The sequence below is a fragment of the Patescibacteria group bacterium genome, assembly GCA_041667185.1.
Classification (GTDB): Bacteria; Patescibacteriota; Patescibacteriia; order SG8-24; family SG8-24; genus JBAYFM01.
In genome coordinates this window covers 1-14,506 of the sequence record JBAYFM010000019.1, presented here as the reverse complement: position 1 = coordinate 14,506, position 14,506 = coordinate 1, and the positions used below count along the sequence as shown (strand labels likewise).

Here is a 14,506-nt window from a genome sequence, read left to right as displayed (position 1 = left end):
CGGGCGTCGACATCAGGATCCGGCACAACGGACGCATCGAGCACCTTCGCCGCAACATCCCGACGCCGATGACTGAAGCGTTCATCAGACGAAAAGGTCTCGATTCTCGCGACCTTGAAGCCAGGGGAGTGAGAGTGCAGAGAGGACGCTGAATCATTTTGTTCGATCCGAACCGAACTGTTCAAGACGACAAAAGAACGGTCTGCCGATTACGGTGGGCCGTTTTTGAATCCTGACTTGCGGTTTTCCGGAGCAGGTGTTAAGAGTTGGCGGCTTTATGTTGCGCCGTCTCGCGGCATCGTCATCCGGAACCTTGGTCGCCTGGCTGCTGGCCTTCTTCGGCGGCGTGGCCGTTCACGCGTTCGACGAACGGATCTGGCTCGCGGCTGGCTACTGGCTCGCGGCCGCAGGCTGCTTCTTGGTCGCGCTCATCGCTCTGCGGCCCAGGCCGGTTCCGCGCCTGCTTGCCGGGGCGGCGCTGATGTTCGCGCTCGCTCTGTGGCGTTTCGACGCCGCTATCCCGGCCGCGGATCCGCCGGATGAACCCGTCTTGGTTGCCACGGAACTCGTCGGCACCGTCAGCCGCGAGCAGCGGATCATGAGCGATAGCGCGACCCTGGATCTGGATCGCGTTTTTGTTTGCGACCGGACCGCAGTCGGCCAGCGCGACCTGAGCGCGCTCGCGGACGGCGGCTCGGCGGCGGACGGTTCGTGCCGGCCGCTCGCCGGCGTGCTGCGGCTGCGGGCCCGGGCCTGGCCGATCTTTGCCTATGGCGAGGTGCTGCGCTGGCGCTGTCTTCCCGTTCGGGTCGGTCTGAACAGTGGCGATCCTTTCGATGCCCAAGCTTGGCTCGACGGCGTCCGTTGGCGCTGCTCGACGCGCGAGCCGCTGGCGGCGATCGCTGCGAGCGAGCGTTCGTTGCCGCGGCAGCTGCTCTACGGCCTGCGCTCCCGGATCCGGCTGAGCGTCGGCCGGCTGCTGCCTGAGCCGGAAGCTTCTTTCCTGCTCGGCCTGCTCATCGGCGACCGCGACGGTCTGCCACCGGATCTGGTCGCCGCTTTCCGTTCGACCGGCACTTCGCACATCCTAGCCGTCTCCGGTTACAACGTCGCGCGGGTCGCGGAAATCTTCCTGCTGCTATTCGCCGCCGCCACGGTCCGCCGCCGGCGCGCCGCCTGCTTCTCGCTGGCCGGGGTCCTGATCTTCGCCGTGGTCGCCGGCGCCGAAGCTTCGGTCATCCGCGCCGCGGCCATGGGCTGCACCGCCCTCGTCGCGACGGTGGTCGGCCGGCGTTATTCTGCGACCGCCGCTTTGTCCCTGGCCGCGTCCGCCATGCTGGCGTTCGATCCGCTGCTCCTGCGGCACGACGTCGGCTTCCAGTTGTCGTTCGCGGCCGTACTCGGACTTCACGGCCTGGGCGAACCGCTCGCGAAGCGCCTGACCTTCCTGCCGGAGTTCCTCGGCATCAGGCGTTCGGCCGGCGAGACCCTGGGCGCGACGCTCGCCACTTTGCCGATCATCATCCTCGCGTTCGGCCGCGTGCCGCTCCTGGGTCCGGTCGCCAACCTGCTGATCCTGCCGCTCATTCCCTGGATCATGGCCCTGGGCGCCGGCGGCATCATCCTGGCCGCGTTCTGGTTCTCGGTCGGCCAGCTGCCGGCTCTCGCGGCGGTCTGGCTGCTCCGGGTGATCGAAACGATCATCGGTTTTTTGGCGAGCCTGCCGTTCTCGGTGGAGCTCCAGGCCGGGCCTTTGGGTTGTTCCATGATCGCGGGCTGGATCCTGCTGCTGTGGTATGCCTTGGTAAAAGCGAAGCCGATCCCGTTGCGGCGTCCGCCGCTGCCGGCCGGCCTCGAGATTGAAGTGATCGAATATGGCTCCAAACTCCAGAAATAAGCTCATTTTAGCCGCTGCGGCGGGAGTTCTGCTCCTGGTCGGCTGCTGGGCGGTGCGCCATGATTCGCCGCCGCTGGCGACGGCGACCTTCATGGATGTCGGGCAGGGCGACGCGATCCTCGTTGCCGCCGGCCGGGTCCAAGCGCTGATTGACGGCGGTCCGGGCCGCCAGGTCCTGACTGGGCTCGGCCGCGCCATGCCGCTCACCGACCGGCTCATTGAATACGTCATCGTGACGCATCCGCACGCTGATCACGTCGGCGGTCTCGCAGCGGTCTTCGGGCGTTATCAGGTCGGCCGGCTGATCCTCGGTGGCGCGGGCGCAGCCACGCCGGAATTCGCGGCTCTGCGGCTGGCGGCCGTGGCGCAGGGTGTGCCTGTGAGCGTGGTCCGCAGCGGCGATTCGATCCGGCTGAGCGATGACGCGGCGCTCGCGGTCGTTCACACCGCGCCCGCGTCGATCTTGCGGACCAGCCGGGACATCAACGAAGAATCGCTGGTCCTGCTGCTCAGCGTCTCCTGTCCGGATCCCGGAGGCGCAGCCGGACCGGCTTCGTGCGGGCAGCTCCTGCTCACGGGCGACGCCGGCGCCAAGACCGAAGCCGCGCTTCTGGATGCCGGCGATGTTCCGGCCGCCGATATCCTCAAGGTCGGCCACCACGGCAGTCGCCAAGCGACGACCTACGGTTTCCTGACCGGCGTCCAGCCTCGGACCGCGGTCATTTCCGTGGGGCAAAATTATTACGGCCACCCTTCGCCCGCGCTCCTGAAGCGCCTGGCCGCGCGCGGCATCAAAGTCTGGCGCACGGATGTCCACGGCGACGTCGTGGCCGTCTTCGGTCAGGCCGGCGTCAGCTGGCGCTCCCGGCGCGGCGTACCGCCTTGAAACGTCGCCGGGAACCGCTTATACTTCCGGACATCAGGAAGCAGCCAGCTTCCATAAATTTTTCGCATTATGATCCAGCGGACACTCGTCTTGCTCAAACCGGACGCCCTTGATCGCGGCATCTGCGGCGAGATCCTGCAGCGCTTCGAGCGCGTCGGCGCCAAACTGGCCGGCCTGAAGCTGCTCGTCTCCGAGATGGACACCGCCAAGCGGCATTACACCGACGATTTGGCCCGCCGCCGCGGCGAGAAGGTCCGCGAGCGCATGATCCAGATGCTCATGTCCGGTCCGATCGTGGCCATCTGTCTTGAAGGCGTCGACATCATCGAAGTCGTCCGTAAGATGGTCGGCGCGACCGAGCCTAAGGCCGCCGCGCCCGGCACAATCCGCGGCGATTTCGCCCACGTCTCCTATTCCCACGCCGACGAGAAGGATATCGGCGTCTTCAACCTGATCCACGCCTCGGATTCGCCGGAGAACGCCGACTCGGAGATCAACGTCTGGTTCAAACCGGAAGAGCTGGTCCGGCATAGTCCGTCCTACACAAAGTTTACTATTAAAGAGTGAGGAGAGTGCAGGAGTGCTGGAGTGCTGGAGAGACGGAGTCATGGAGATACGAAGAGACGGAGTCCGGTGACTTCGCAACTCCGTCACTCCATGACTTCGTCTCTCGCAATATGGAGTCAGGGAGTCATGGATATCAAAAAACGGAGACAAGCGTCTCCGTTTTTTAGTTTTTCCATTCCTGCCGCGCCGTATTGACAGACGGTCATTTTTCCCTTAAGAAGATAGCGTTCTTTCACATCGAACCAAGGAGTCCGAATCATGCTTTCCGCGGCTGATTTCTGCACGACGCCGATCCAGTTCGTGATCGAAAATGTTTTCCACGGCGTTTTTGGCCTGATCCTGCTCTCGTTCGCCGTGGCCATGACGCTGTTCTGCGCGTTTGTGATGGAAAAATTTGCCCGGCAAATGGCGGTGGCCGGATCGTCCAAGGACAAGTGGTTCTTCCGTTCCATTGCCATCGGACTGGCAGCGTTGGCGGTCATGCTCCTCGCGACCATGGTCGGGGCATGTTGGTGTTTTTTCCAGCTTTACGGCCAGTATTGCTGAGTCGGACGTTCGTCAGGTCGGCGGTCTTGCACCGCCGATTTTTTTATCCGCTTTTCGTCTTTATCGCGCCGCATTGACAGATGGCCATTTTTCCCCTAAGAAGATAGCGTTCTTTCACATCGAACCAAGGAGTCCGAATCATGTTTTCCGCAGTTGATTTCTGCGCGGCGCCGATCCAGTACGTGATCGATAACGTTTACGGAGGCGTTTTTGGCCTGATCTTGCTCCCGTTCGCTGTGGCTATGTCGCTGTTCTGCGCGTTTGTGATGGAAAAATTTGCCCGGCAAGCAGCGGCGGTCGGATCGTCCAAAGACAAGTGGTTCTTCCGTTTCATTGCCATCGGACTGGCAGCGGTGGCGGTCATGCTCCTTACGGCTATGGTCCTGGTATGCTGGTGTTTTTTCCAGGTCTACAGCCAGTCCTGCTGAGTCGGACGTTCATCAGGTCGGCGGTCTTGCACCGCCGATTTTTTTATCCACACGATCAGGTTTGCCAGTTGCCGGACCCGGTGTTAAACTCTCTCCGTCTTGTCGTGAGCTCCGTGCTTATCGGACGCCGCTCGGCATCCGGTCAACATGGTCTCTTCAATCGAGTCGCGCTTGGTGGCGTTGCGGTTCACGACCGCAGTGCCGCAGAAGGAGGCTGTATCTCTCGTGAATGGTGCCGGCGTCTTTTCGGCTCCGGAAAGAAGCAGGCATCTTTTCTTTATCCCGATTTTTTCCGATCTCGCCGCGCGTCGCGGCGGCTCCAACGATCATGTTCAACAAGAAAGAGGACAAAAGAGCGCTAGTCTTCCGCACGGTCATCCTGCTCGTGATCATTTTCATCGTCGGATCGATCGCCGCCATCCGCTTGTCCGAAGAGAAGAACGCTCCGTCAGCGGCGGCCGTCAGCGGCTTGGCCGAATGCCTGACCCAGAAAGGCGTGAAGATGTACGGCGCTTATTGGTGCTCGCATTGCCAGAAACAGAAGAAACTGTTCGGCGACGCCGCGAGCAAGATGCCGTACATCGAATGCGGCGTGCAGGGCGATCCCCGGGCGCAGGTCAAAGAGTGCACGGATGCCGGCATCACCGGTTATCCGACCTGGGTCTTCCCGAACGGCGAGCGCCAGGCGGGTGAAATGAAATTACTTGATCTCGCCGCGAAGTCCGGTTGTCCGTTCGAAGAACCGCCGGCTTCCTGAAGACGGTCGGAGCACATCTGATTTTGGAGAGCACGCCCGCGGGGCGTGTTTTTGGAGAGACGGAGCCACGTCGCTCGCGAGCGACGTGGCGGAGTCAGGGAGAGACGAAGTTGGTGAGCATGAGAGTGTGGAGGTGTCGAGACACTCCGTCGCTCCGTCTCTCCATGACTCCGCAACTCCTACACTCCCACACTCCTCCAGATTGACATCAGCCCCCGTCGCCCATATTATGATCTTCACATATGTCACTCAAGAAAAATCGCGATGCTCTTCGTTTTCTGCTGGTCCAAGTTCGTCGTGACCGGACGATGAAGCTGCATGAGATCACTTGTTTCGAGACGGCTGGCAAGATAGCCGACGACCACGTCCTGAGCCACGATCTCCTGGAAAAGCCGGTCACGGCGGAAGAACTTGATACGGTCGACGCCGTCATCATCGGCGGCAGCGGCGATTATTCCGTTCTCGATCCGGTTCCGAATCTCGGCAGCCTGGTCGCGCTCGTCCACGAGGCGCGTTTCCGCGGCGTGCCGATCCTGGGTTCGAGCTGGGGCGCCCAGTTCCTGGCCAGCGCTTTCGGCGGCGTCGTGGCGCGCGATCCGGACCAGCGCGAGGTCGGAACGGTCAACGTCAGACTAGAGCCGGCGGCGAAGACTGACAGGCTGTTCAGGGATATGCCGCTGGAATTTCCGACCCAGACCGGACACCAGGACCATATCGTCAAATTGCCGCAGGACGCGGTCCGCCTGGCTGGTTCTGATTGCTGCTCGGTCCAGGCCTTCACTTTTCCGGCGACCGGGATTTACGGTTTCCAGTTCCATCCGGAGCTGGCGCTCGAGGATATCGTCATGCGGCTGCGTTACTACAAGGATAATTACGTGACCGCCGACGATTCGATCGGGAAGATCTCGACCCGGCTCAGGCCCACGCCGGAATCGTACGGCCTGATCGCCAAGTGGATCGACCGCGTGGTGCTCCAGGATTGACGTTTTTCGTTTCCTGTCCGCTGGCAGGTTGGCTGATCCGGACGGCAGTTGAACGTCCGCGGCAACATGGTATGATGAAAGCGGACTTCACGAAGTCGCTTTCAAAGTTTTGGGTCAACTGTTTTGGCTTGGGGTCCTTATTCGCGCCGCCCGTGGGCAGCGCAAGCGGACTCCAGCGGCCTCAGATCGTCTTGGCCATTCGTCTTTGGGTGCGGTCGAAAGCCTGCAAGCTTTCCGGCGGTACTCGGGGACGAAGATCAAGGCGAAGAGCTTTTCGCTTGGCGGGGAGCAGGCCCATTTGGCTTCAGCCAAAACTTTGGCTTCATCGTGGGGTCCTTTATTTTTTTTCGCGGTCCGGGTATAGTGGCCCCGCGGAAAATTCAGCGGGCTATAGTATAGCGGTAATACACGCCCTTGGGGTGGGCGAGTCGGCGGTTCAACTCCGCCTAGCCCGACCACCGAGCTTAGCTCGGTTCCCGTAAGGGAACCTATATGATATGGCGAAGCTGAGCTTCGCCCACCTTGTGCCAAAGCGAGGTGCGGAAGTCGCGCTGAGCGCGACCACTCGAGATAAGCTGGGTATTGGACGCCAGCCGAGCCTAGCTCGGCTGGTTTTCAATTTTTCCGAGCTTAGCTCGGTTCCAAAAGATGAAGGCGAAGCTCAGCTTCGCATTCTCTGATGAAACAACCGAGCGATCAGAGCGGGGTGTGGCCAGCTGAGCTGGCCCATCGAAACTCTCGAGCCGAGTTCAGTGGTGGGAATCAGCCGGGTAACACCGGCTGGTTTTTGTATTTACCGAGCTCAGCTCGGCTGTGGGGCCGAGCTCAGCTCGGCTGGTTTTCAATAATCGATCTCGCGTACCCGCGCGGCAAGAACATCGCTGTTCTGCCGCCCGGGTGTATTTTTTTTATGACAACGAAAAAACCGCCCCGCGAGGGCCGGTTTTTTGGCGGAAGCGCTACTTCTTTTTGCCTTTCGCCTTGCCTTTCGTCTTCGTCATCGTCCGGACGCAGCGGGTGCAGACCTTGGCGGCCTTGCCATCAACGTGCATGGACTGCAGGTTGACGAGCTGGCGCCGTTTCGTGGCGATGTTGGAGTGGCTCCGCGAATTGGCCTGGTTCGGCCGGCGGGCGCAAACGTCGCAGATTCTAGCCATACGATACCATCTTTAGGTATGATTAACGCGGAGGCACTTTAACACGAGCTCTCCGCCTTGGCAAGATGTGGCCGCGTCAGCGGCTTCTCCGTCCCGCCATCGCCGCGTAAACGCCATCAAAGACTATGCCTTTCGCCGAAGCCCTGCTCTCCATCGCCGCCTTCCTCATCGCGCTCTCCGTACACGAGTTCTGCCACGCCCTGGCCGGTTATCTCATGGGCGACGGGACCGCGAAACGGCTGGGCCGCCTGACCCTGAATCCGCTGGCTCATCTCGACCCGATCGGCACAGTGCTCGTGCCGCTCATCGGGCTGCTCAGCGGTTTTCCGGTCATCGGCTGGGCGAAGCCCGTGCCTTTCAATCCGTACAACCTCCGCTTTCACCGCTGGGGAGCCACGCTCGTGGCTATGGCCGGTCCGGCCTCGAACTTCGTGAGCGGCCTCATCTTCCTGTTCCTGCTCAAGTTCGTTCTCGTCGTCCTGGCGCTGCCGCTGTCCAATCTGCTGGTGATGCTGCTGACCCAGCTCGTGATCGTGAACGCCGTTCTCGGCGTCTTCAACCTGATTCCCGTGCCGCCGCTCGACGGCGCGGCGCTCATGGAAGCGTTACTCGCGGCGCCGAAGTATCACAACATCCTGCGCTTCCTCGAAACCCGCGGTCCGACCATCCTCTTCATCCTGATCATCCTGGATTGGCTGTCGCCGGTCTCGATCATCGGTTCGGTCTTCACCGCCATCATCCGGGGCTATTTTTCGCTTGCAGGGCTGTAGGGGAGATGAAAGTGCTGGAGTCATGGAGTGACGGAGTAACGGAGTCAGCAGTATATTTTGTCGACTTCGCAACTTCGTCTCTCCATGACTCCGCAACTCCTCCACTCCCGCACTCTCTCACTTTCTCCAAATAAGCCCCCTCCAGGCCAATATTCCAGCTTCAGGGCGCCGGCGGCGACAGTCCGGTCGCTCTATTGACGCTCGCCTGAACGCGTGATAATCTGGGCCAGACGAATTATCGTCACTTTTTTGTTTTTACGTCGCCGAAAGTATCGCGTGGAAGTGGCTTGAAACGCGGCACCTGGCAACGGCGGCTTCGCAACATTAAACGACAATATGCCAACAATGCATCAACTGATCCGGCACGGCCGCCAGTCTTCGAAGACCAAGTCCAAGACCCCGGCTCTGACTTTCACGCTCGACACGCTGCATCGCCGCAAGACCATCCTGGCCAAGGGCGCTGCTTTCAAGCGCGGCGTCTGCGTCAAGGTCACGACCATGACCCCGAAGAAACCGAACTCCGCGCTCCGCAAGATCGCCCGCGTCCGCCTTTCGAACGGCATGGAGGTCACGGCTTACATTCCGGGCGTCGGCCACAACCTGCAGGAGCACTCCATCGTCATGATCCGCGGCGGCAGGGTCAAGGATCTGCCGGGCGTGCGCTACCACATCGTCCGCGGCGTCTACGATTCCCAGGGCGTCGAGGGGCGTCGGCGCGGCCGCTCGATCTACGGGGCCAAGGCTCCGAAGAAGGCCAAATCCTAGTCATTGATTGATACTTGAACCAGTATGCGTGGTAAACAAGCACCGAAGCGGGTCATCCTGCCGGACGGAAAATACGGCAACCTGACCGTCGCCAAACTCATCAATTACGTGATGGAGGATGGCAAGAAATCGACCGCCCAGCAGATCGTCTACGGCGCGTTCGAGATCGTGAAGACTAAGGCTGGCGCCGATCCGCTCGAGACTTTCGACAAGGCTTTCAAGAATCTGCAGCCGGCCGTCGAGGTGAAATCGAAGCGCGTGGGCGGCGCCAACTACCAGGTGCCGATCCCGGTCCGCGGCGAGCGCCGCCTGGCCCTGGCTTTCCGCTGGCTCATCGACGCCGCGCGGAGCAAGAAAGGCCGCCCGATGCACCAGAAGCTGGCCGATGAGATCGTCGCTGCCGCCAACAACGAGGGTGATGCCATCAAGAAGAAGATGGATGTCCACCGCATGGCCGAGGCCAATCGCGCCTTCGCCCATTTCGCCAGATAAAGCCAAAATAGCGGGTCTCGTCCCGCCTTTGAAGACGCCGCGCGGCGTCTTTAAAGCGCTCAGGACCCCCATCATCTATGCCTAGAAAATACGCATTGGATCTCATCCGCAACATCGGCGTCATCGCCCACATCGATGCCGGCAAGACCACGTTCTCCGAACGCGTGCTCTTCTATACCGGCAAGAAGCACAAGATCGGCGAAGTGCATGAGGGCGACACGACCATGGACTGGATGGAGCAGGAGCGCGAGCGCGGCATCACCATCACTTCCGCCGCCACCACCTGCGTCTGGCGCGATCATCAGATCAACCTGATCGACACTCCCGGGCACATCGACTTCACGGTCGAGGTCAAACGCTCCCTGCGCGTTCTCGACGGCGCGGTCGTCGTCTTTGACGGCGTCGCCGGCGTCGAGCCGCAGTCCGAGACCAACTGGCACTACGCGGACGACTACAAAGTGCCGCGCATCTGCTTCATCAACAAACTCGACCGCATGGGCGCGGATTTTTACGCCGACCTCAAATCCATCCATGACCGGCTGACCAAGAATGCCTACGCGTTTTTCCTGCCGATCGGCACCGAGGATAATTTCATCGGCATCGTCGACGTGCTGAATCGCAAGTCTTTCGTCTACAAGGACGACCTTGGCAAGGACATCGAGGTCGGGGAGGTTCCGGCCGACAAGAAAGAACTGGTCGAGGAGCACCGGGCCAAGCTCGTCGAGGCCATCTGCGAGAACGATGAGAAGCTGCTGTCGCGCTACCTCGCCGGGGAGGATATTCCCGTGGCGGATCTGAAGCCGGTCCTGCGCAAGGCCGTCATTGATTTCCGGATCGTGCCGGTTCTCTGCGGCAGCGCGCTCAAGAACAAGGGCATTCAGTTCGTGCTCGACGCCGTCGTCGATTATCTGCCGTCGCCTCTGGATATTCCGCCGGTCAAAGCGACCGCGGTCGATGATCCTGAGAAACTGATCGAGCGCCACGCTGACGACAAACAGCCTTTCACGGCGCTGATGTTCAAGATCGCGGCTGATCCGTTCGTCGGCAAACTGTGCTTCTTCCGGGTCTATTCCGGCGTGCTCAAGGCCGGCTCTTACGTCCTGAACACCACGACCGGCGAGCGCGAGCGCGTCGGGCGCATCGTCCGGATGCACGCCAATTCCCGCGAGGATGTCGATGAGATCATGGCCGGCGACATCGCCGCCGCCGTGGGCCTGAAGAACACCTTCACCGGCGACACGCTGTGCGACGAGAACAATCCCGTCCAGCTCGAGCACATCACTTTCCCGACCCCGGTCATCTCGCTCGCCGTCGAGCCGAAGACCAAGGCTGACCAGGAGAAGATGGGCATCGCGCTCCAGAAGCTGGCTGAAGAGGATCCGACCTTCCGCGTCCACACCGACGAGGAGACCGCGCAGACCATCATCGAAGGCATGGGCGAACTGCATCTCGACATCATCGTCGACCGCATGAAGCGCGAATTCAAAGTGGAGTGCAACGTCGGCAAGCCGCAGGTCGCGTATCGCGAGACCATCACCCGCGAGGCCGAAGCCGAAGGCAAGTACATCAAGCAATCCGGCGGCCGCGGCCAGTACGGCCACTGCTGGATCCGCGTGGCGCCGAAGCTCCGCGGCGAGGGCTTCGAGTTCGTTGACGATGTCAAGGGTGGCGCCATCCCGCGCGAATTCATTCCGGCCATTCAGAAGGGTATTAAGGAATCCCTTGATCGCGGCCTCCAGGCCGGTTACCAGGTCGTTGACGTGGTCGCGACCGTCTACGACGGCACCTACCACGATGTCGATTCGAACGAGGTCGCGTTCAAACTCGCCGGCTCGTTCGCTTTCCAGGATGCCTGCGCCAAAGCCGGTCCGATCATCCTGGAGCCGATCATGAAGATCCAGATCATCGTCCCGGAGAATTACATGGGCGATGTCATCGGCGATGTCAGTTCCAAGCGCGGCCACATCAAGGAGATGCGCGATCGCACCAATATCAAGGTCATCGACGCCTTGGTCCCGCTCTCCGAAATGTCCGGTTACGCCACTCAGCTCCGTTCCATGACCCAGGGCCGCGGCTCCTACTCCATGGAGTTCTCGAGCTACGAACCGGTCCCGAACAACGTCGCGGAGACGATCAAGGCCAGCCGCGCGAAGAAATAAGTGATCGAAAAGAAACGGCCGGGCGCAGAGCTCGGCCGTTTTTTCGCTTCCGCCACGTCGCTCGCGAGCGACGTGGCTCCACCAAAACCGCGCCCCGACGCCAAGTCACCGGCCCGCGTGCTACAATTTCGGCATGATCACCTGGAAGTTCAGTAAAATAAGGCGGGCGCTGGCGCTTTTGGCTTACGTTTTCATCGCCTGCGGGCTGGTCTATTGGGCGCGGCCGGGTTATTTGTTTTCGATCCTGATCGTCCTGGCGCCGCCGGCCATCATCAATTGGCTGTGGCTCAGGGAGTCGCGCGGCCGCGTCCTGAAGTTCGCCGCCGTGACGACGATCCTGTTCGCGCCGCCGGTCGAACTGGCCAGCCGGCTCGCCGATGCCTGGGACGTGCAGTCGATGCTGCCGCGGCCGTTCGGCGTCATGCCGCTCGAGAATCTGCTGTTCGCGTTCCTGAATTTTTTCTGGGCGCTGTCGTTCTATGAATATTTCGCAGCGGGCGATCGGGGCGGCGCGCCGTCAAAAAGGATGCCGGTCCTCATCGGCCTGTATCTGCTGCTGGATCTGGTCGTGTTCGGACTGTTCGCCATTGATCCGGCGATCGTCGCGGTGAATTACGTCTGGATGGCGGTTCCGATCCTGATCGTTCCCGGCGCGCTGATTTTTTGGCGGCGTCCGGAATTGCTGCCGCGGACGGTCCCGACCACGCTGTTCTTCGCCGCGGTCTTCTTCATATATGAATACGTCTCGCTCTGCATCGGCAGCTGGTGGTGGCCCGGTCATTACGTTTGGACGACCCGTCTTTGCGGCCGGATCTTCCCGATCGACGACGTGATCATTTGGTATTTCCTGTCGACGCCGGTCCTGATCGGAGGGTACGAGTATTTTGTTGTGGAACGGGGGAGAGGTGAAGTGGGGGAGTGCTGAAGTGCTGGAGTGAGGGAGAGGCGGAGTGCTGGAGTGCGGGAGCGACGTGGCGGAGTCAGGGGAGGTTTGACAAGCCTTCATTTTTTAAGTTATAAATTGTCCGTTGATCATTCATAAATTGATATTTTGCCACAGCGAAAAGTCGCTTTTTAAGGCGTTTTTCCGCTGTGGCAAAGCTTCGGGTCAGAGCCGGCCCTTCGGGGCGAACAGCGAACAAAAATGGGTGTGTCCCGGAGCGGGGTGCGTCCAACAGAAAGGATCAGCGATGAGTGAAAGGGATTTCGGCAAAGACTTGGGCGTCATGCATGAACTGGCGGTCACTGGCAGGAAGGTCGGTTTCGGAGCCAGAGACTGGGGCACACTCGCCCATGACCAAGAAAAGCTCCGGCAGGTTCTCTTTTTCATACGGAATCCGCAGGCGGCGGCCAAGCCGCTCAGTCATATCGTTGATTGCGGCACCGACCCCTTCACCCCGGAAGGTTGGGAAGTCGAGGAACATCGCCGGAGCGGATTGATCGACTTGGCCAAGGTCAAGATCGACCTCGTTCCGGTGAAGGACCAAAAGAGGTACGCGATCTACGGCGATGAGATCCGCAAGGAAATGGCGTACAAGCCAGTTTTGAACGCCAATGTCCTCGATTATCTGCTCGCGCATCCCGAGATCATTCCAAAAGAATGGAAATCCGTATGCTTCTGGGGCACCATTTATCGCAGCGGTACCGTTCGGTTTGTCCGTGTTCTTTCAAATGATGGCTGTCTCAGGCCACATTGGTGCGCTGAAGATCTTCATCGTGATTGGAAAGGTCATCTCAGTCCGGCGGCGTGCTTGCACGTCAGCGCTTCGGGCTCAGTCCTTCGATCATTCTTTGGCCGTTTGAAATCGTCTATCAGATGACGCTGACGCTTCGTGCAGACTTTCGCACGAAGCGTTTTTCTTTACTCCAGCACTCCAACACTCCCTGACTCCGTCTCTCCCTGATCCAATGAACGGGAGAGTGCAGAAGTGGAGGAGTGGGGGAGACCCGACAAAACTCCAACACTCCCTGACTCCGTCTCTCCCTCACTTCCACACTCCACAATTTCTTGACAACGCCCCATTTTCTAATAAGATGTGTCCGATATGAATACTGAATTGATCACCCGCTTGATCGGGCTCATCGAGAAGACCGGCGATAAGGTCGTCTTGGCTGATCCTATGACCGGCAAAGCCGTCGTCGTCATGGATCTGGACGCCTACGAGCGCCTGAACACCGCCGTCGCGACACCGGCTCCGGCCGCCAAAACCGCTAGGATCGCGGCTGCCCCGCCGGATACATATAAAGAAGAAGCCGAGCTTCGGAGCGAGAGGGATCCGGAATGGAGCCGCTACGCCGAAAAAGAGTCAGCGCCTCCGGTCCGCCCGCAACCGGCTCGCGCCGACCGTTTTAAGCCCGCCGAAGTGCCCCGCTCACCCCGCCAACTTAAGGCAGTTCAAGCTGAAAAAGCCGCGCCCGCAACCCCGCTAGCGTCAGACTTGACACAGGATGAGTTGCTGGATAAGATAAACCGCGAAATTGGTGCCTGGAAAAACGCCCAGGAGAAGAAAAGGACTGTAGAATTACAGTCCGCAGCCCAGACGATCGCGAACTTTCAGACCACGGGGTCTTACGAAGAGGAAGAGCGTTTTTATCTGGAACCGATAGAGTAAAATTGGCGATTCGGGGTCCTGGCTTTCAGGTCGGACCCAAGGGCTTGCCAACTCAGTATATTTCGGTATATACTGTTCGAACCCAAATAAATAAATAGGATAATCATAATTTCTAACGTATCCGGACTGTTCCGTCAGGCGGACAGGATTCTCGGATCTAAATCATTACTATGGCAGAGGCAAAGAAGTTTGAGCGCACGAAGCCCCATGTCAACGTCGGCACCATCGGCCACGTCGACCACGGCAAGACGACCCTGACCGCCGCGATCCTGCAGGTCCTGAGGTCCGCCGGCAAAGTCGCGCAGGATAAGAAGATCGACGACCTGGACAAGGCTCCGGAATCCAAGAGCCGCGGTATTACGATCGCGACGGCTCATACCGAGTACGAGTCCGACAAGCGCCACTACGCGCACGTCGACTGCCCTGGCCATGCCGACTACATCAAGAACATGATCACCGGCGCCGCCCAGATGGACGGAGCCATTCT

The 14,506-nt window shown here is 60.2% G+C and carries 16 protein-coding genes and 1 tRNA gene; 16 read left to right on the top strand and 1 reads right to left on the bottom strand.

Features of this window, described 5'->3' with window-relative positions; all coding sequences use genetic code 11:
- Positions 1 to 277 precede the first annotated feature (277 nt).
- The 8 genes from WCT10_05805 (at position 278) to WCT10_05770 (ending at position 6,522) form a co-directional block, all read left to right on the top strand.
- Positions 278 to 1,897 (top strand): ComEC/Rec2 family competence protein, encoded by a 1,620-nt coding sequence (locus tag WCT10_05805; GenBank protein MFA6604313.1) that lies wholly within the window; start codon positions 278 to 280, stop codon positions 1,895 to 1,897.
- Positions 1,875 to 2,783 carry an MBL fold metallo-hydrolase gene (locus tag WCT10_05800; GenBank protein ID MFA6604312.1) on the top strand — a complete coding sequence of 303 codons (909 nt, stop codon included), beginning with the start codon at positions 1,875 to 1,877 and terminating at the stop codon, positions 2,781 to 2,783. Before WCT10_05805 ends, WCT10_05800 begins: the two co-directional genes overlap by 23 nt.
- Positions 2,784 to 2,852: 69 nt before the next feature.
- A complete protein-coding gene (locus WCT10_05795) occupies positions 2,853 to 3,350 on the top strand; it encodes a nucleoside-diphosphate kinase (protein MFA6604311.1) in 498 nt (165 codons plus the stop codon).
- Between the two features lie 258 nt (positions 3,351 to 3,608).
- On the top strand, positions 3,609 to 3,896 hold the full coding sequence (locus WCT10_05790; GenBank protein ID MFA6604310.1) for a hypothetical protein: 288 nt from the start codon (positions 3,609 to 3,611) through the stop codon (positions 3,894 to 3,896).
- A gap of 140 nt (positions 3,897 to 4,036) precedes the next feature.
- On the top strand, positions 4,037 to 4,324 hold the full coding sequence (locus tag WCT10_05785; GenBank protein ID MFA6604309.1) for a hypothetical protein: 288 nt from the start codon (positions 4,037 to 4,039) through the stop codon (positions 4,322 to 4,324).
- Between the two features lie 328 nt (positions 4,325 to 4,652).
- Positions 4,653 to 5,081, top strand: a complete 429-nt coding sequence (locus WCT10_05780) for a hypothetical protein (GenBank protein ID MFA6604308.1) — start codon at positions 4,653 to 4,655, stop codon at positions 5,079 to 5,081.
- Between the two features lie 242 nt (positions 5,082 to 5,323).
- Entirely contained in the window at positions 5,324 to 6,064 is a 741-nt protein-coding gene (locus WCT10_05775) for a type 1 glutamine amidotransferase (protein MFA6604307.1), read from the top strand.
- A 384-nt stretch (positions 6,065 to 6,448) separates the two neighbouring features.
- Positions 6,449 to 6,522 (top strand) — tRNA-Pro (locus tag WCT10_05770).
- Between the two features lie 501 nt (positions 6,523 to 7,023).
- Here the strand turns inward: WCT10_05770 and rpmB are convergent.
- Positions 7,024 to 7,221, bottom strand: coding sequence for a 50S ribosomal protein L28 (gene rpmB, locus WCT10_05765; GenBank protein MFA6604306.1), 198 nt, complete (start codon positions 7,219 to 7,221; stop codon positions 7,024 to 7,026).
- A 125-nt stretch (positions 7,222 to 7,346) separates the two neighbouring features.
- Here rpmB and WCT10_05760 point away from each other — a divergent pair, with 125 nt between their 5' ends.
- From WCT10_05760 to WCT10_05725, 8 genes are all read left to right on the top strand, one after another.
- Positions 7,347 to 7,991: a site-2 protease family protein gene (locus WCT10_05760; protein MFA6604305.1), complete on the top strand. Its 645-nt coding sequence runs from the start codon at positions 7,347 to 7,349 to the stop codon at positions 7,989 to 7,991.
- 336 nt (positions 7,992 to 8,327) lie between these two features.
- Positions 8,328 to 8,756, top strand: a complete 429-nt coding sequence (gene rpsL, locus WCT10_05755) for a 30S ribosomal protein S12 (protein ID MFA6604304.1) — start codon at positions 8,328 to 8,330, stop codon at positions 8,754 to 8,756.
- A gap of 24 nt (positions 8,757 to 8,780) precedes the next feature.
- A complete protein-coding gene (gene rpsG / locus WCT10_05750; GenBank protein ID MFA6604303.1) occupies positions 8,781 to 9,248 on the top strand; it encodes a 30S ribosomal protein S7 in 468 nt (155 codons plus the stop codon).
- 77 nt (positions 9,249 to 9,325) lie between these two features.
- Positions 9,326 to 11,407: an elongation factor G gene (fusA, locus tag WCT10_05745; protein MFA6604302.1), complete on the top strand. Its 2,082-nt coding sequence runs from the start codon at positions 9,326 to 9,328 to the stop codon at positions 11,405 to 11,407.
- Positions 11,408 to 11,540: 133 nt separating this feature from the next.
- Positions 11,541 to 12,332, top strand: coding sequence for a hypothetical protein (locus tag WCT10_05740; GenBank protein MFA6604301.1), 792 nt, complete (start codon positions 11,541 to 11,543; stop codon positions 12,330 to 12,332).
- 265 nt (positions 12,333 to 12,597) lie between these two features.
- Positions 12,598 to 13,227, top strand: coding sequence for a hypothetical protein (locus WCT10_05735; protein ID MFA6604300.1), 630 nt, complete (start codon positions 12,598 to 12,600; stop codon positions 13,225 to 13,227).
- A 225-nt stretch (positions 13,228 to 13,452) separates the two neighbouring features.
- Complete coding sequence (locus tag WCT10_05730) at positions 13,453 to 14,019, top strand: hypothetical protein (GenBank protein MFA6604299.1); 567 nt, start codon at positions 13,453 to 13,455, stop codon at positions 14,017 to 14,019.
- A gap of 170 nt (positions 14,020 to 14,189) precedes the next feature.
- A partial coding sequence (locus WCT10_05725) for a GTP-binding protein (GenBank protein ID MFA6604298.1) occupies positions 14,190 to 14,506 on the top strand: 317 nt, incomplete at its 3' end.